At 62.9% G+C, this 17,354-nt stretch carries 17 protein-coding genes; 9 read left to right on the top strand and 8 right to left on the bottom strand.

The window, feature by feature from the left end:
• Nucleotides 1–106: 106 nt before the first annotated feature.
• The 5 genes from hisD to PVW51_RS06585 all read left to right on the top strand — a co-directional run bounded on the left by hisD (nt 107) and on the right by PVW51_RS06585 (nt 3,486).
• Entirely contained in the window at nt 107–1,408 is a 1,302-nt protein-coding gene (hisD, locus tag PVW51_RS06565) for a histidinol dehydrogenase (RefSeq protein WP_274574119.1), read from the top strand.
• Between the two features lie 143 nt (nt 1,409–1,551).
• Entirely contained in the window at nt 1,552–2,031 is a 480-nt protein-coding gene (locus tag PVW51_RS06570) for a UPF0262 family protein (RefSeq protein ID WP_269367680.1), read from the top strand.
• Between the two features lie 3 nt (nt 2,032–2,034).
• A complete protein-coding gene (locus PVW51_RS06575; RefSeq protein WP_274574132.1) occupies nt 2,035–2,496 on the top strand; it encodes an arsenate-mycothiol transferase ArsC in 462 nt (153 codons plus the stop codon).
• Nucleotides 2,497–2,504: 8 nt separating this feature from the next.
• On the top strand, nt 2,505–2,897 hold the full coding sequence (locus PVW51_RS06580) for a ketosteroid isomerase-related protein (RefSeq protein WP_274574134.1): 393 nt from the start codon (nt 2,505–2,507) through the stop codon (nt 2,895–2,897).
• A gap of 1 nt (nt 2,898) precedes the next feature.
• Nucleotides 2,899–3,486, top strand: a complete 588-nt coding sequence (locus PVW51_RS06585; protein WP_274574137.1) for a GNAT family N-acetyltransferase — start codon at nt 2,899–2,901, stop codon at nt 3,484–3,486.
• Between the two features lie 165 nt (nt 3,487–3,651).
• On the opposite strand, the gene PVW51_RS06590 is transcribed toward PVW51_RS06585, so the two are convergent.
• Complete coding sequence (locus PVW51_RS06590; protein ID WP_274574139.1) at nt 3,652–4,035, bottom strand: hypothetical protein; 384 nt, start codon at nt 4,033–4,035, stop codon at nt 3,652–3,654.
• Between the two features lie 299 nt (nt 4,036–4,334).
• On the opposite strand from PVW51_RS06590, the gene lepA reads away from it, so the two are divergent.
• The 3 genes from lepA (at nt 4,335) to PVW51_RS06605 (ending at nt 8,117) form a co-directional block, all read left to right on the top strand.
• Nucleotides 4,335–6,134 (top strand): translation elongation factor 4, encoded by a 1,800-nt coding sequence (gene lepA, locus PVW51_RS06595; protein WP_274574141.1) that lies wholly within the window; start codon nt 4,335–4,337, stop codon nt 6,132–6,134.
• On the top strand, nt 6,127–7,275 hold the full coding sequence (locus tag PVW51_RS06600) for a TIR domain-containing protein (protein WP_274574144.1): 1,149 nt from the start codon (nt 6,127–6,129) through the stop codon (nt 7,273–7,275). Before lepA ends, PVW51_RS06600 begins: the two co-directional genes overlap by 8 nt.
• Nucleotides 7,276–7,616: 341 nt before the next feature.
• The gene (locus PVW51_RS06605) at nt 7,617–8,117 is read left to right on the top strand and encodes an alkylphosphonate utilization protein (RefSeq protein ID WP_274574146.1); all 501 of its coding nucleotides are present in this window, start codon (nt 7,617–7,619) and stop codon (nt 8,115–8,117) included.
• On the opposite strand, the gene PVW51_RS06610 is transcribed toward PVW51_RS06605, so the two are convergent.
• The 7 genes from PVW51_RS06610 to PVW51_RS06640 are packed head-to-tail and all read right to left on the bottom strand — an operon-like array spanning nt 8,114 to nt 14,572.
• Entirely contained in the window at nt 8,114–8,590 is a 477-nt protein-coding gene (locus tag PVW51_RS06610) for a class I SAM-dependent methyltransferase (RefSeq protein ID WP_274574149.1), read from the bottom strand. The genes PVW51_RS06605 and PVW51_RS06610 overlap by 4 nt on opposite strands.
• A complete protein-coding gene (locus PVW51_RS06615; protein ID WP_274574151.1) occupies nt 8,587–9,348 on the bottom strand; it encodes a polysaccharide deacetylase family protein in 762 nt (253 codons plus the stop codon). The genes PVW51_RS06610 and PVW51_RS06615 overlap by 4 nt, the downstream gene beginning before the upstream one ends.
• Nucleotides 9,345–10,478: a glycosyltransferase family protein gene (locus tag PVW51_RS06620; protein WP_274574153.1), complete on the bottom strand. Its 1,134-nt coding sequence runs from the start codon at nt 10,476–10,478 to the stop codon at nt 9,345–9,347. The genes PVW51_RS06615 and PVW51_RS06620 overlap by 4 nt, the downstream gene beginning before the upstream one ends.
• The gene (locus PVW51_RS06625) at nt 10,475–11,059 is read right to left on the bottom strand and encodes a histidine phosphatase family protein (RefSeq protein ID WP_274574155.1); all 585 of its coding nucleotides are present in this window, start codon (nt 11,057–11,059) and stop codon (nt 10,475–10,477) included. The genes PVW51_RS06620 and PVW51_RS06625 overlap by 4 nt, the downstream gene beginning before the upstream one ends.
• Nucleotides 11,056–12,132 carry a glycosyltransferase family 4 protein gene (locus PVW51_RS06630; RefSeq protein WP_274574158.1) on the bottom strand — a complete coding sequence of 359 codons (1,077 nt, stop codon included), beginning with the start codon at nt 12,130–12,132 and terminating at the stop codon, nt 11,056–11,058. Before PVW51_RS06630 ends, PVW51_RS06625 begins: the two co-directional genes overlap by 4 nt.
• On the bottom strand, nt 12,129–13,370 hold the full coding sequence (locus PVW51_RS06635) for a glycosyltransferase family 4 protein (protein ID WP_274574161.1): 1,242 nt from the start codon (nt 13,368–13,370) through the stop codon (nt 12,129–12,131). The genes PVW51_RS06630 and PVW51_RS06635 overlap by 4 nt, the downstream gene beginning before the upstream one ends.
• A complete protein-coding gene (locus tag PVW51_RS06640) occupies nt 13,367–14,572 on the bottom strand; it encodes a glycosyltransferase family protein (RefSeq protein ID WP_274574163.1) in 1,206 nt (401 codons plus the stop codon). The genes PVW51_RS06635 and PVW51_RS06640 overlap by 4 nt, the downstream gene beginning before the upstream one ends.
• A gap of 345 nt (nt 14,573–14,917) precedes the next feature.
• On the opposite strand from PVW51_RS06640, the gene PVW51_RS06645 reads away from it, so the two are divergent.
• Entirely contained in the window at nt 14,918–17,353 is a 2,436-nt protein-coding gene (locus PVW51_RS06645; protein WP_274574165.1) for a mechanosensitive ion channel family protein, read from the top strand.
• Nucleotide 17,354: the final 1 nt, after the last annotated feature.

Here is a 17,354-nt window from a genome sequence, read left to right on the forward strand (position 1 = left end):
AACGCCCTCCAGGTCGGGCGATGCCCTGCTTGGCACCCGACCTCCCGCACGCTCTTGAGGGTTGGCGATGTGGCGGCTATGCACGGGCCAGCAAAAGGATGCGCCCATGCCCGTGTTTCTAGATCAACGCCAGCCCGACTTTGAGGATGGATTTGCCGCCCTGCTGAACGCCAAGCGCGAGGACAGCCCCGATGTGGATGCCACCGTGGCCCGGATCATCGAGGATGTGCGCGCAAGGGGCGATGCCGCGGTGATCGAGCTGACGGAGAAATTCGACCGGATCGCCCTGACCGCGGATCAACTGGCGATCAGCGCCGATGAGGTTGCGCAGGCCGTCGAAACCGTACCCACCGCAGAACGCGCCGCCCTTGAAACCGCCGCCGCGCGCATCCGGGCCTATCACGCGCGGCAATTGCCGGAAGACGCAGAATGGACGGACGAGACCGGCGCAACACTTGGCTGGCGCTGGTCGCCGGTATCGGCGGCAGGGCTTTATGTGCCGGGCGGGCTGGCCAGCTACCCCAGTTCCGTCCTGATGAACGCCATCCCTGCCGCGGTCGCCGGGGTCAACCGCCTTGCCATGGTGGTGCCGACACCCGATGGCGTGCTGAACCCGCTGGTCCTGCTGGCCGCGCAGCTCTCCGGCGTGACGGAGATTTACCGCATCGGCGGCGCACAGGCCGTGGCGGCGCTGGCCTATGGCACCGAAACCATTGCGCCTGTGGACAAGATTACCGGCCCCGGCAACGCCTTCGTCGCCGCCGCCAAGCGGCGCGTGTTCGGCAAGGTTGGCATCGACATGATCGCTGGCCCCTCCGAAATCCTGGTGATTGCGGATGCGGCAAACGACCCGGATTTCATTGCCCTTGATCTGCTCAGCCAGGCGGAACACGACGAAAGCGCGCAAAGCATCCTGATCACCACGGATGCGGCTTTCGGGCAGGCGGTTGTGGCATCGGTGGACAAATACCTTGAAACGCTGGAGCGGCGGGCGATTGCGGGCGCGTCCTGGCGCGACAACGGGGCGGTCATCACCGTGCCGGACCTCGCCACGGCGGCGGAGCTGTCGAACCGCGTTGCACCCGAACACCTGGAGCTTTGCGTGGCCGACCCTGATGGCTTGAGCGCACAGATCACCCACGCCGGGGCCATCTTCCTCGGTCAATGGACACCGGAGGCCATTGGCGATTATGTCGGCGGCCCGAACCACGTTTTGCCGACGGCGCGCTCTGCCCGATTCTCATCCGGCCTGTCGGTGCTGGATTTCATGAAACGCACGACGCTGGCGCGGATGACGCCGGAGGCCCTGCGCGCCATCGGTCCTGCTGCCGAAACCCTGGCAGCCTCCGAAAGCCTTCAGGCGCATGGTCTGAGCGTCACGGCACGTCTGAAAAAGCTGAACCAATAGGCGGGAGCGACGGGTGCCGTCCGGCCCCCCCGTTCGGCCAGGCAGGCCGCCCGCGTTATCGCGAAATTCGATAATACGAGTGCGATTGCCCCTTGGGGCCCGCTGCGCTATGCCTATGCGACTTTCCTGCCTGAGGTCTTTCCATGTCCCGCATCTCCCATATTGTCCTTGACGATGCCAACCTGCCCCCCCCGACGCCCGAGATAGAGCAGGAACGCAAGGTCGCGATGTTCGACCTGCTGGAAGACAACCACTTTGTCATCCCGGCCCGGGACGACCGCCCCGTTCCCGAGGGGCCCTATCACCTTGGCCTGTCGATCCGCGACAAGCGCCTGGTGTTCGACGTGGCGACCGAGAAGGCCGAAAAGGCGGCGGAATTTCATCTGTCGCTGGGGCCGTTCCGGCAAGTGGTCAAAGACTATTTCCAGATCTGCGAAAGCTATTTTGACGCGGTCAAGAAACTGCCGCCCAGCCAGATCGAAACCATCGACATGGCCCGTCGCGGCATCCACAACGAAGGCTCCCGCGTTCTGCAGGAACGTCTGGAGGGCAAGGCCGAGATCGACATCGACACGGCGCGCCGATTGTTCACCCTGATCTGCGTCCTGCATTTCGGCGGCTGAACGATGGCGGCGCTTCCCCAGTCCGTGCTGTTCTGCTGCGACCATAATGCGGTGCGGTCGCCCATGGCGGAAGGGATCATGAAGAAGTTCTATGGCACCGACACCTACGTGCAATCCGTGGGCGTCAAGAACGACCTGGAGATCGACGGCTTTTCCATCGCGGTCTGCGCCGAGATCGGTGTCGAACTGTCGCGCCACCGCTCGCGCAGTTTCGACGAGATGGAACAATGGGGCGATGACCTGTCTTCCTTCGATCTGGTGATCGCCCTGTCCCCGGCAAGCCAGCGCCGCGCGCTGGAGCTGACACGGTTTTTCCACCTTGAGGTTGAATACTGGCCGATTCTGGACCCGACGGGCCTCGGCGAGGGACGCGAGGCCAAGCTGGTTCAGTTTCGCGCCGCCCGCGACCAGATCATGACCCGCCTGATCGACCGCTTCGGCGACCCGGTTTGCCCTGACAATTAGGATTCCCCATGGCTGACATCATCAAGACCTATTTCGATGCTTTCAACGCAGGCGACACCGACGGGATGCTGGCCTGCCTGACCGATGACGTGGCCCATCACGTCAACGAGGGCAAGGTGCGCGAAGGCAAGGCGAAATTCGCGGACTTCTGCGCCCATATGAGCCGCTGCTACAAAGAGAACCTGACCGATATGGTGGTTTTCTCTGACCCCGAGGGCACGCGGGCGGCGGCGGAATACACGGTCAACGGCAGCTATCTTGAAACGGACGCGGGGCTGCCGCAGGCACGCGGACAGCGCTACCGGCTGCCAGCGGGGTCATTCTTTGACCTGCGGGACGGCAGAATCAGCCGCATCACCACCTATTACAATCTGGCGGACTGGACCGCGCAGGTCAGCTGAGATGGGCTTGCGGATCACGCCGCTTACCGGTGCGGCGCTGGCAAGGGCGCTGCCGGAGGTGGCGCGGCTGCGCATCGCGGTCTTTGCCGAATGGCCCTATCTCTACGACGGGGATCTGGCCTATGAGGAGCGGTATCTGCAAAGTTACCGCGACAGCGACCGGGCCATTGTCGTTGGGGCGTTTGACGGGGAAAGGCTGGTGGGGGCCAGCACCGGGACGCCATTGACGGATCACGCGGATGATTTCGCCGCCGCCTTTGCCCCCAGCGGCATCAACCTGTCAGAGGTGTTCTATTGCGCCGAAAGCGTACTCTTGCCCGGCTACCGGGGCCAGGGGATCGGGCATCGGTTCTTTGACGCGAGAGAGCGCCACGCCCGCACCCAGGGTTTTTCCAGGTGCTGCTTTTGCGCGGTGATCCGGCCCGAGGACCACCCGGCGCGCCCCGCCGGCTACCGCCCGCTCGATGCCTTCTGGCGGGGACGGGGTTACCAGCCGCTTGACGGCGTGGTCGCCGCGTTTCACTGGAAAGACCAGGGCGAGAGCGAAGAGACGCCGAAACCCCTGCAATTCTGGATCCGCGATCTCTGAGGGTGCCGGAGTTTTGGAAAACTCCGGGCAAATTTTTTCTATAGCGCTTCGGGATATACCTGAATCACTTGTTCGCTGCCTCTCCCTTCGGTCGAACGCGAAAAGTGATGTTGGATGTTTCAAGCCTATCCCGAAACGCTGTAAAAATTTCGCCTTCCGGTGAGGTCAGGTCTGGGCGCAGATCGCCGCGGCGTTCTGGCCGAATTCTTTCCAGGCCTTCCAGAAGCGTTCATTGTTGGCATTGTCCGACTGGCGGATTTCCTGCAGCTGATGGGGGTCGCGGAACATCTTGGCCCCCCGGCGCTGGTCCGCGGCGGAAAGCGACTGGTCCGCCACCGCCTGCACGCAGCCGCAGCGGGTTCTGGAAGCCTCCTTGCGTCCGTCTGCCAGGCAGGCCTTCTGAATGGGTCCGCTTGCAAAGGGAACAACCACCGGCGCGGGTGAATAGCCGCCACCGTAACCCGTTGCTTTGCTGCTGGAATACCTGCTGCCACCCCCACAGGCGGCCAGCCCCAAAACGGCGACAAGCGCCACACCGATACGCATCATCATAACTGCCCTCTGCCCGGACCGTGGGGTTTGCCCCTTGATGGTCCCTATTTGCTCTGCTGCGCAGTATGCCTGAATCGGGATGGCGGGGCAATTCACGTTTGATTGCGCGCCGTTCCACCGGTGCGGCTCGGACCCCGCTGAAGGGTTTGCATGGCAAATTCGGGAAAATGGCCGTCGCAAGGCGCTTTGGCCATGAAGTGCGGCCGTTGCAGCCGCATCTGACGCGTCCGGATGAACCTGTTACGCTGTGTTTTGACCAATTGACGCTTGCCCCGCGCTGCGCCATATCCCCATACATGACACCGCTTTCACACATCCGCAATTTCTCCATCGTCGCGCATATCGACCACGGGAAATCCACGCTCGCCGACCGGCTCATCCAGGAGACGAATACCGTCTCCCTGCGCGACATGAAGGCGCAGATGCTCGACAGCATGGACATCGAACGCGAACGGGGCATCACCATCAAGGCCCAGACCGTGCGGATCAACTATACCGCCGACAATGGCGAGGATTACGTCCTCAACCTGATCGACACGCCCGGCCACGTCGACTTTGCCTATGAGGTGTCACGCTCCATGCGCGCGGTCGAAGGATCGCTGCTGGTCGTCGACAGCACCCAGGGGGTCGAGGCGCAGACGCTCGCCAACGTCTATCACGCCATCGACGCGGACCACGAGATCGTGCCGATCCTCAACAAGATCGACCTGCCGGCCAGCGAGTGCGACCGCGTGGCCGAACAGATCGAGGATGTGATCGGCATCGACGCCTCGGGCGCGATCCGCGTCTCGGCCAAGACCGGGCAGGGCATCCATGAGACGCTGGAAGCCATCGTGCACCATCTGCCCGCGCCCAAGGGCACGCTGGATGCGCCCCTGAAGGCGATGCTGGTGGACAGCTGGTACGATAGCTATCTCGGCGTCATCGTCCTGGTCCGCATCATGGACGGTCAGTTGAAAAAGGGCGACCGCATCAAGATGATGCAGAACGGATCGGTTCATCACGTCGACCGCATCGGTGTCTTCCGCCCGGTGATGACGGAGATCGACGTGCTGGGACCGGGCGAAATCGGGTTCCTGACCGCTTCGATCAAACAGGTGCGCGACACCCGTGTCGGCGACACGATCACGCATGAGAAGAAAGGCACCGACAAGGCGCTGCCGGGTTTCAAACCTGCGCAACCGGTTGTCTTCTGCGGCCTCTTCCCGGTGGATGCCAATGACTTCGAAGACCTGCGCGACAGCATCGAGAAACTCGCGCTCAACGACGCCTCCTTCAGCTTCGAGATGGAAACCAGTGCGGCTTTGGGTTTCGGCTTCCGCTGCGGGTTTCTGGGGCTGCTGCACCTTGAAGTCATCCGCGACCGGATCGAGCGTGAATATGACATCGACCTGATCACCACCGCGCCTTCGGTCATCTATAACATCCACATGAAGGACGGTCAGGTCGATCAGTTGCACAACCCTGCCGACATGCCCGATCTCACCTATGTCGACCACATCGAAGAGCCGCGCATCAAGGCGACGATCCTGGTGCCGGACGAATACCTTGGGGACGTGCTGAAACTCTGCCAGGACCGCCGGGGCATCCAGATGGACCTGACCTATGCCGGGTCGCGCGCGATGGTGGTCTATGACCTGCCGCTGAACGAGGTGGTGTTCGATTTCTACGACCGGCTGAAATCGGTGACCAAGGGCTATGCGAGCTTTGACTACGCGATGATCGGCTACCGCCAGGACGCATTGGTCAAGATGCAGATCCTGGTGAATGACGAACCTGTCGATGCGCTGTCCACCATGGTCCATCGCGACCGGGCAGAGACGCGGGGCCGCGCCATGGTCGAAAAGCTCAAAGACCTGATCCCGCGCCACATGTTCAAGATCCCGATCCAGGCGGCGATTGGCGGCAAGGTCATCGCCCGCGAGACGCTGAGTGCCATGCGCAAGGACGTGACGGCCAAATGTTACGGCGGGGACGCGACCCGGAAGAAGAAGCTGCTGGAGAAGCAGAAGGCGGGCAAGAAGAAGATGCGCCAGTTCGGGAAAGTGGATATTCCGCAGGAAGCTTTCATCAGCGCATTGAAGATGGATGGGTGAGGTGCTATTTTTAAGCTATGCCTCTCCCGACCGCGCCCGAGTTGAAACATACTACGATGCTCTCGAACAGATGGGGTTTCGTCCTTGGATGGATTCCCGAATGTTGCGCGTCGGCCAGAATTGGGACTTTGAGATTCAGCGAGCGTTGGATCAAGCAAAGATCGTTGTGCTCTTTCTTTCAAACAATTCAGTAGATCGTCGCGGTTATGTTCAACGAGAAATAAAGATTTCTCTCCGGAAACTCGAAGAGAAATTAATTGATGATGTCTACATAATCCCAGTGGCGTTGGATGACGTCGTTCGTCCGCCGGAGCTTTCGAGAATCCAATTTGTGGACGCAAAGTCGCCTGATTGTCTTGAAGATATGCGTCTCTCTATTAGCGATCAACTCAAGAAGCTTGGTGAGGCCGAGTTGCGAGAAACCGAAATTGACGGTGTGAAATATGCTCGCCGCAAATACTCTGATAGCTATGATGGAATACCGGGCTATGAAATCAATGCTGACTTCGTGGCCCTCAAGTCCGATGAATATGCAAACATTAACAATGCAAATGATTTGATCTCTGGAGAAATCGCTCGTTCAATTATGAACTCGCGTTCATGCGCACTTGTGCCAGACAATGAACTATACAACATTGGCCAGGCAAGGTGGTCCCGTACAAACACTTTGGACTGGGTTTTGGGAGAAGTTGTGAATTCCGGTCGGATACTGTCCGTTGTCTACACAGTTCACCACTACGGCGCGGGCGCTGCTCACCCTGTCTCCGGATTTAAGACATTTAACTTTTTTCTTTCCCCACTAATTGAGATCAGCTCTTTCAAAGATATCATCGAGGATAACGCGTGCCTTGAAGTAATTCAGACCGAGGCGCGAACCCAACTGTCAGAAACGCTTCGAGCAATGATTGATGGAGAACCAGATGAAAATTGGATCATTGAAGGAACCTCGGACTGGGATTGCTTCAGGAGTTTCTCCATTCACGAAGGAAAGATTAGTTTTCACTTTGGTTCTTATCAGGTCGCAGCATACGTTTTTGGGCATCAGTCCGTAACTATTCCTGTAAAGAAAATAGCGGCCTACCTTACTGACTTCGCGGCCAACTCTCTTGACGTCGGGTGGGTGAAAAGTCAACAGACTTAGCGTGGGTGCTTACCTGCCCCGTTGCTCTTTTGCCCGCCTTGGTCGGGCAGCGCCCGAACCGCCCCCACGGGGCGGGCGCTTCGCTTAACCCCGCCCCTCGGTTCGGGCGCGGCAGTCCCAATCAAACGCACCTATTGTATCCCCGGCCCAATTCTCGCGAATTGTGCGTTCGGCACTTTGAACAGTCCCCCGGACTGTTCAATCCGGCTATGCCGGACCCTGCCTCACCCCCACACGGGGCGGGCGCTTCGCTTAACCCCGCCCCTCGGTTCGGGCGCGGCAGTCCCCTTCAATGACACAATTCAATTGCACCCCCGACCGGCGAAACTTACACCATCCCCATGACATGTCCGCTCTGTACCACCGAAAACACCCCGCTTATCGAAACGCCCGTCCCCGGCGGCCCCGATGGTGCCTCCGTCGAGATCTGCGCCGCATGTGCGGACCCGGACACGCCGCCGGATCATTTCCGCCCGCTGGCCTCCACCATGTGGTCAGAGGACCCGGCGCTGCAGGTTCTGGCCGCGCGCATTCTCAAGCGGCTGGATACGGACTGGGCGCGTGACCTCGCCGAACAGCTTTACCTTGATGACGAGACCCGCGCATGGGCCGATAACGTGCCGCAGGGGACAGACCACAAGGACAGCAACGGCGTGCCGCTTGCCACCGGTGACACCGTGGTGCTGATCAAGGATCTGAACGTGAAGGGCGCGGGTTTTACCGCCAAGCGTGGCACGGCCGTCCATCGAATCTCGCTGGTGCCCGACAATCCCGCCCATATCGAAGGCCGGGTCGAGGGGCAGCGCATCGTGATCCTGACGGAATTCGTGAAAAAGCGTTAGACCCGGTAAAACAGGTATCTGTCCCCTGCCACCGTCTCCGGCCCTGCGATGCGCTCGAACCCCTCCAGCGGATCCTGCGAGATGACCAGCCCGCCCGGCACCATCAGCGGCGCGATCAGCGGGCTCATGGCGCGGCTCTTGGCGGCGTCCTTCTCGGCCACACCGATGCCCAGCTCGTAATGCACCAGCGCCAGCTTTGTCCCGCTCCGGGCCATCTGCATCAGCATCCGGTCGGCATCCCCTTGCAGGAAATTTTCCGCCGGGGGCACGCAGGAGGGATGGGCGTTCATCTCGCGGTCGATCACCCAGATGCGCCGGCCGGGCAGGACCTCGCGCAGGTGATCATAGGTGCGCCCGTTGCCCAGACCCAGTTCCAGCACATCGCCCTCCAGCCCTTCGATCTGCCCTGCGGCCCAGTTGATGCCGTCGATCTGGGCGGTCAGGCGGCGGCGCATGGAGTCAAGACGGCTCATGGCAGGGGTCCTTTCAGGGAGATGAGGTTCACAGGTCTGGCACCGCCCGCAAGCAGGGTCGACAGGCAGGCGCGGGTAAAGTCCCAGATCGCGGGGTCATGCACCAGGTGGTGCGTGAGAAAGCCCAGCGGCTCGGCCGCATCCGCGCGGCTCCTGCGGCGGTCCTGCAGGTGCCGGAGGAGGGCGGTAATCTGGCTGTCCGGATCGACCAACCCGCCGCCGCCACGCCAATGGATCGGATCCATATGGGTGTTGATCTGCACCAGCCCGGGTGCCGCATCGCGGGCGGGGCGGGGAGTATAGGTCGATAGCGCGCGATAGCCCAGATCGGGCAGGCGCGGGATGAGGGCGGGGTCGATGCGGTTCCAGGGCGGCACGAACATCTCGAACAGCTTTGGCCCAAGAAGTCCGCGCAGGCGGTCCAGCCCCGCTTGCGCCTGTTCGGCCGCATCCGGGCGGGCATGGCCAAACTCGGCCTTCTTCTGCCCCTCGGGCGCATGGTTCAGATGGGCCCATCCATGCACCAGCGCCGTCGCATGGGCGCTGGTGCCGATGACCTTTGCCAGGGCCGCTGTGGCAGGTTGCGGAATCACGGCAAGGTGCACCGGCATCCCCAGCGCTTCCGCCAGGTGCAGGAGTTGTTCCAGCGCTGCCGTCGGCTCCGTCGCGTCGTCATCCCGCCACCAAAGCGGCAAATCCCGGCCCTCGGCCCGCCAGATGGCCAGCTCATCGTTCAGGGGGGACCAATCGGGGCTCATGACTGCGCCCCTTGCATCTCTGACACGATCTCGACCGTGCGCGCCGCCCCGTCCAGCCCCTGATGCAGCGCGGCGGGGCGCGGGGCTGCGGTGACCTCAAGCAGCGCCTGCAGCAAGGTCTCTGCCGTCAGATCGGCGCTGCGCACCACCGCAATGCCGGGGCGTTTGGCAAGCGCCTCGGCGCGGATGCCCTGTTCCACCTCGCTGCCCGCATCGAAGGGGATGAAGACCGCCCGGCAGCCGGTCTGCAAGACATCCAGCGCAGTGTTATAGCCGCACATGGAGACAGAGGCCGCCGCGTGGTGCAGCATCTGGCGAAAATCCGGACGCGCGGGTTCGATCACCACATTGGCGGGGGCGTCCATCTGCGCGCCGCGTTCCGCTGCCTTGGTTCCGCCCAGCAGCAGCCGCCATTGCCTGTCGGGGTCCCGTCTGGCGGCTTGCAGCGCGGCGGCGAAAATCTCCGCGCCCACGTCGCCGCCCCCCGCGCTGACGATCACCTCTTCCGCGCCGGCACTTTTGGGATGTGCCGGGGCAGGGGGCGGGGCCACGAAACCGGTGTATCTGAGCCTGGGTTGCAGCACCTCTGATACCGGCCAGCTGAGGCTCAGGGGCGTGATCGCCGCATCCGAATGCACAAGCACCGCGTCATAATAGGTGTCGATCATCTCATCGGCGAACGCGGCCTTCCTGGGTTTCGACGGCGGCGCGAGGATGTCGCGGATGGAGGCGCAGATCAGCGGCTTGCCAGCGCTCCCGCGCGCCGCACTCAGCAAGGCGCGGAATTCCTTGCGCAGGATGCGGCGGCCAAAGGGAAAGAGCTCGGTGATCAGCACATCCGGGGCCTCGGCGTGGAAATGATCCAGCAGGGCGGCCTGACGCCGGGACAGCGCGCTGTCGGTCACCACATCGCCCTGCATGTCCAGCAAACGGGTGAAGTCGACACCGTCAGAGCGCACCGGCGGCAGCTGATGCAGGGGAACATCGGCGTCCTGCAGATGCGGCGCAGGCATCCCGCCCGACACCAGGCTGATCCTGTGGCCTGCCTGCCGGAACGCCCGCGCAAGGGTCAGTGCGCGGGACAGATGTCCGGTGCCCAGCAGGTGGGTTACGACAATCATCACCTTCATGGTGCCGTCTCCGTCAGGCGCAGCGGCTCGGCGCGGGGGCGCCAGCCGGAGGGGTCTATGTCGATGATGTAGAGCCTGTTGCGCTTCACCGCAAAGGGGGCGGGACCGTCGAAATCCCAGCCATGGGCATGGGCCAGCAGCACCCGCATCACGCCGATATGGCAAACTGCCACCGCATCTCCCGTCAGCGCTTCTGCCCAGGGCAGCAGGCGCGCGCGGACCTCGGCGGGGCTTTCGCCGCCGGGCGGGGCATAGTGCCAGCCCCAGTTTTCAATCGGGCGATAGTCGCAGTCCGGGTCGGCATGCAGGTCGGGGCGTTTTTGCCCCTCCCAGCTGCCCCAGTCCATTTCCGTCAGGGCCGGGTCGGTTGTCGGGGCGCGGCCACTGACCAATTGTGCCGTTTCTGCCGCGCGGCGCAGGGGGCTGGACCAGATCGCGGCGCGGTCCCAGGGGGGCGGCAAGGACAGCAGCGCCAGTTGCGCCCGTGCTTCGGGATCAAGCGGGATGTCGGTGCGGCCCTGAATGCGGCCCGCGCGGTTCCATTCCGTGTGGCCGTGGCGCAAGAGGGCAAGGCGGCTCATGCCGCCACCCCCGCAGCGGACAGGCCCCTGCCCAGGCATTGCATCGCGGCGGGCAGCAGGTGGTGGGCTGCGATGTGATCCCTTGCGGCGGCCCCGGCGGCCTGGCGAAGCTCAGGCTTTGCCAGCAAAGCCGTCAGCCGATGGGCCAGGGCGGCTGCCCCGTCCTCGGGCGCGGGGTATATGCCCGGTGCCAGCACGTCGCGGACGCCGGGACGGTTCTGTGCCACGACCGGCAGGCCCGCCGCCTGCGCTTCGAGATAGGTCAGGCCAAAAGCCTCGTTCACGCCGGGCCAGAACAGCAGGGAAGCGCGGGCATAGGCGCCCTGCAGCGCGTCTTCCGTCAGCGCACCGAGAAAGCGTACCTTGTCACCAAAAGGTGCCATCAGCGCCGCCACCTCCGCGCGCGCCGGACCATCGCCTGCGATCTCCAGCGCCCAGTCGCCTTCCAGCAGCGTCAGGGTCTTCGCGATGATGCGGTAGGAGGCCAGCTTGTCCCCCGCGCGCATCATGCCGACGCTCAGCATCGGACCACTCAAAGCTGCGGCATCTGGCAATGTGTCGCGGCACAGGAACGGGCGCAGGTGGATCAGGTGTTGCCCGGTCGGTGCGTCGCGGCGCAGGGTTTCGGCGTCACGGGCCGTCACGTAGAAAATCACCGCTGCGGCATCTGCCGCCGATTCTGCAGCGGCTGCGAAATCGGCCCAGGGGCCTGCCAGCCGCTTGCGCGCACGGGTGGATTCGACCTGCAGATAAGGAATGCCCAATGCCCCTGCGACAGCGGGGCCGATCAGGTCGGGGGCCTTGTAGTAATTGTGATAGCTGACCCAGGCCTGCCAACGCTCCCGGCGGCCCTGCGGGATCAGGCGCGCGATCTGCTCCTCTGCCTGCGCAAACAAACTGGCTTGCAGTGCGGTGTCTCCGCTGCCGTCCCTGCTGCGCAGGGTGCTGGCAAGGGTTACCTCAGCGCCAGTCCTTTCAAGCGCCGTCATCAGCCCCCGCGCCATTGCCCGGTCACCGGAGGGCGTGGGGTGGTCAGGCGGTTTCAGGGGAGCATAGAACGCCAGCCGCATCATCTTGCCGGCGCGAGCATCGCCACAAGGCGCTTTTTCAGATGTGCGATCCCCGGTTGCATCAGGAAATCCGAGGTCAGCCGTGCAAGGGCGGCATCGGCCATCGCTGCCGCACGCACCGGGTCTGCGGCGAAACCGGCCATGGCCTCGGCCAGTGTCGCCGGTGCGTCATCGCTCAGCACGCCATGCACACCGGTGTCGATGAATTCGGGGATGGCGGAGACCGGCGTGCTGAGGATCGGCAGCTTCTGGCTGGCCGCCTCCATCAGCACATTTGGCAGGCCGTCGCGGTCGCCATCCGCCGCGATGCGCGAGGGCAGGACAAAGAGATCGGCGGCGCGCATCGCCGCGATCACCTCGGGCTGGTCGCAGGCCCCGCGCCAGGTGATGCGGTCGCTGATACCATGCGCTTCGGCGCGCGCGCGCATCTGCGCGTCCAGCGCCCCGCCGCCGATATGGGTCCAGTGCCAGTCGATTTCAGCGGGCAAGAGGGCCAGCGCGTCAATCAGGTTGTCAAAACCCTTTTTCTCGACCAGCCGCCCCACTGACATCATCTGGAACGGGTCACCCGGTTTGCGCAGTTTCCGCTCTGGTGGGGCAGGGAACCGTGCGAGGTCCAACCCGTGATACACCAGATCGACCCGCTCGGGCGTGTCGGCCAGCCCTTGAAGATGCGCCGCACCAAAGGCGGTGCAGGTCGCGCCAAAGGCGGCACCGTGATGCTGGCCTGACAGTTTTTCGCGCAATTCCCAATCCGGCGACGTCCAGATGTCCTTGGCATGGGCGGAGAAGGACCAGGGCAGCCCCCGCAGAATGGCCGCATAGCGCGCGACAGAGGAGGGCGTATGCAGGAAATGCGCATAAAGGCCCGCCACATCCTGCGGCAGTTCATGCGCCATCACGCAGGCCTGCCCCCAGCGGCGGCGGCGGTTGGGCGTGTCGTCACGGTTCAGATCGGCAGCATAGGCTGCAGCGGCCGCGTCAAAACCGGGCATGTCGGCCGCAGCACCCATCGCGCGGGCCACGCGGGCGGGTTCATCGCGCAGGTATTCCGGCAGATAGCGCACCTGGGCCTGCAGGCGGTCATGCAGCGGATGCGTCTTGTGATCGGTCGGATGCCGCAGCGACCAGATGTCAAACTGCAGACCGGCCTCTTCCAGCGCGACCAGTTCCTGCGCGATAAACGTCTCTGACAGGCGCGGCCAGCCCTTGACCACGACAGCCAGCTTTCCGACGTTCATTTGCTGTTCTCCCCGGCCATCAGGGCACGGGCCCGCGCGACCACGACATCCAGACCTTCCAGCAGCCCGTCTGCTCCGGCTTCCGATGGCTTGCCCTGCCGCGGCAGGTTGCGGATGGCCGCGATCATCGACGCGGCGGTCATCCCATCGCGGGTTTCATCCAGCATCCGCACCAGCCCGCGCTGTTCCGCACGGCTCGCCCTGATCCACTGCTCCAGCCGGGGTTTGGTGCGCGGCACGATCACCGCCGGCTTGTCAAAGGAGAGCACCTCGCAAAAGGTATTGTAGCCGCCCATGCAGATCACACCTTCGGCCCGGGCAAAAAGCGCCTCGATCCGGCTGTCGAATCCTGTCGCGATGACGCGCCCGCCCAGTTTGGCCACCCGTGCGTCGAAAGCCGCGCGCACTTCGCCAGACAGGAAGGGGCCGTAGACCAGCACCGCGTCCGGCCCCAGGGAGGGGTCGTTTTCATAGGCTTCAAGAACCAGCGACACCATGGCGGCCCCGTCGCCGCCGCCACCGGGGGTGATCAGGATATAGGGCCTGTCCGGCACCTCGGAGGCGTCAGTGACAGTGCGGCGCAGATAGCCGGTCCAGTGCAACCGCGCGCGGGCGGCCTCCGACAGGTGAAGCCCCTCGGTCGGGTCATAGACATCGCGTGCGCCATAGACCCAGATCTCGTCATAAAACCGCTCTGTTGCCTCGATCGCGCCCTTGCGTGCCCATTCGGCCCCGATGACCTCCGGTTCGTCCAGCACATCCCGCAGTCCAAGGACGCAGGGTATGTTCCCCTTGGCATGCAGCCACTCCAGCGTCGGCAGCAGCTCGCCGCGAAAGCCGGTTGGTTCCTTGTCCACGATCAGCAGGTCCGGCTGGTATTGCTCGACCGAGGTCTGGATCAGCCCCGCCCGCAGTGACGTTGTCTGGTCGATGTCCATGCCAAGCGTCTGGCTGACATAAGATCCGTCCGGCAGTTTCGTGACACCCGGCAGGCGGATATGATCGACCCGTTCGGGAAAGGTAAATCGCCCTGCCACGGGCGATCCGGTCAGGATGATTGCGGAAGCCTTGTCATCGCCCTTTGTCAGGGCGGTGGCCAGCGCGCGGGACCGGCGCAAATGGCCCAGCCCAAAGGTGTCATGACTGTAGAACATGATCCTGCGCGACGTTGCCTTGCGGGCCATCGTGACGGTGTGGGTCATTCGTTCCATGTGCAGCGGTGCCGGTCCTGATCGCATCAGGACGCAGCCCGATTTCCCGCTTGTTCTGGGAAACTGCTTTCCCGGTTCACCGGGTCTGTCATCTGGACGGGGCGCTGGCTGGTCTGGCTGCGCGTTGGGCGGCTGAAGCAGGCAGGGTGCATCATGGGCGGTCTTTCCGGTTCTAGTGTGGCAGCCCGTGGCGCCTGCATTCCGATATGGCACAAGTTATATGGGCTTGTAAAACATCTGCACTGATATTTGGCCCGAGGCCCTGCCGCACCGGGGCGGCGATTGCAATGGTGTGTCGCCTGACTTAGCGTAGTAAAATTGAATTTGGGGGCCATCATGCGCTATCTTACCTTTCTCATCATGGCCTTGATGATCTGCCTGGCCGCCCCCGATGCGCAGGCGCAGGGGCTGGGGCCGCTGCTGAGCAAGGAAAAGGCTGCCCCCTCCGCCAGCGAGGAAAACATCGACCGGATCATCCGGCAGGCCGCCGAAAATGGTGTGGGCGTGGTGGTGATCGACACCGAGGGCAACTTGCTGACCCAGGGCACCACCGAGGCTGCGGAAACCACGGCAGAGCAGCCGGCAGGGAAATCACCGCTGATGGCCGCACAGGACCGGGCGGTGCAGCTCCGGGCCGCCCTTGTAGACCGGCTGTTACTGCTGCCTGCCGCCTTCAACGAAGTCGCCTATATCCTGCGCGCGGCCAGCCCGGATGGCACCATTTGGGCCTTTGGCAAGACATTGCTGCTGTGCCTCGCCCTGTTTGCGGTCGGGTCGCTGTTCGAACGATATGTGTTTGGCAGACGGATCGCGAAGGGATTTGTTACCTCCCGCGTGATGGAAAACCCGCAGGGCTATGTGGAAAAAATGCCCTTCCTCGTCATGCGCTTTGCCGTCGGCGTCGTGGGCATCCTGGTTTCGATGCTGGTGGCCTACATCCTGGGGTTCGCGATCTTTGGCACCCTGGAAGACACGGCGATGCAATTTACCGTCAGTCTGATCAATATCGGCTATTTTGCATGCCGCCTGGTTGCGGGGATCTGGCGGATGATCCTTTCGCCCTTTCTGAGCCAGTACCGGATCCCGCATTTCAGCGACCGCGACGCAAAACGGCTGCACAGGTGGATATGGATCCTGGCCGTCCTGGACATCTGCGCGATTCTTTTCGGCATCTGGATCGGTGAGCTGGGCCTGAACTACGAGGTCTATGCCTTTCTCAGCGCGATGATGTCGGCGGGTATCGTCCTGATGAACATCCTGATGGTCCTGATCAACCGCCGCGCAGTCAGCCTCGCTTTGCGGAACGGGAAATCTCTGGAGGAATGCAGTTTCCTCGTGCGGTTCCTGTCGCGTGCATGGGCGCCGGGGATGATCATATACGTCATCTTTGCCTGGCTGGAACTGACCGCTGATCTGGTCCTTGGGAACCCGTCCTCCATTCCGCTGATCGCGGGGGCCTACGGCATCATGATGTCGATCATCGTGGTTTACGGTGTGATCAACTATCTGATCGAACGCAGTTTCGCCCGCGCCCGCGCGATGCGCCGCATGAACGAAAAACTGGCCGAGGAAGAAACCCAGGAGGCCGAGCTGGCGGCCGCACTGGAAGCGCAGTCCGAAATCTCCGAAATTGAAGCGGCGCGGCTGAGCGAGGAACTGGCCGATACCCGTGCCGCCGTGGCCGAGGAAGAGGCGCGCATGGGCCTGATACCGCGCCACCGGCTGAACACCTTCGAAGGTCTTGCCGGGCGGGTTGCCGGCATTCTTGCCTTTGTCGCGGGGGCCTATGCGTTTTTCTACATCTGGGACAACGACGGCGCGCAGATGGTCGAAAGCTATGCCGACCGGTTTCTCGACATCCTGGTGATCATCTTTGTCGGTTACGTGGTCTATCACGCCTTCCGGATCTGGATCGACAACAAGATCGCCGAGGAAACCGGGGATGAAAAGGAAGTCGAACTGGGCGATGAAGGCGGCGGGTCTTCGGCAAGCCGGCTTGCGACCCTGTTGCCGCTGTTTCGCAACTTCATCCTGATCCTCGTGGTGGTGACGCTTCTGCTGATCGTGCTGATGGAGATGGGGATCAATGTCGGGCCCCTGTTTGCCGGTGCCGGGATCGTCGGGGTGGCGATCGGCTTCGGCTCCCAGGCGCTGGTGCGCGACATCTTTGCCGGGGCGTTCTTTCTGTTCGACGACGCCTTTCGCAAGGGCGAGTATCTGGACGTGGGCGAGGTCAAGGGCACGGTCGAAAAGATCTCCGTCCGGTCCTTCCAGCTGCGCCATCATCTGGGCGCGCTGCACACGATTCCCTTTGGTGAACTGCAGGTGATCACCAATTATTCCCGCGATTGGGTGATGATGAAACTGCCGCTGCGGGTGACCTATGACACCGATGTGGAAAAGGTCCGCAAGCTGATCAAGAAACTGGGGCAGGAACTGCTGGATGACCCGGTGATCGGGGACAACTTCATCCAGCCCCTGAAATCCCAGGGCGTGATCGAGATGCAGGACAGCGCCATGATCATCCGGGTCAAGTTCATGACCAAGCCCGGGGATCAATGGCTGGTGCGCAAGAAGGTCTATGAGGACATCCGCGCCCTGTTCGAACGCGAAGGCATCAAATTCGCCCACCGCGAAGTGACCGTGCGCCTGGCCGATGGCAAGGTCGAGAACCTGAGCGAAGAAGACCGCAAGGCGGTCACTGCGGCGGCACATGCCCATATCGAGGAAGAGGACATGGGGGACGCTGCAGACATGGGGGATGACCGTTAGG

It is taken from the genome of Sulfitobacter sp. PR48, from assembly GCF_028807335.1.
Lineage (GTDB): Bacteria > Pseudomonadota > Alphaproteobacteria > Rhodobacterales > Rhodobacteraceae > Sulfitobacter.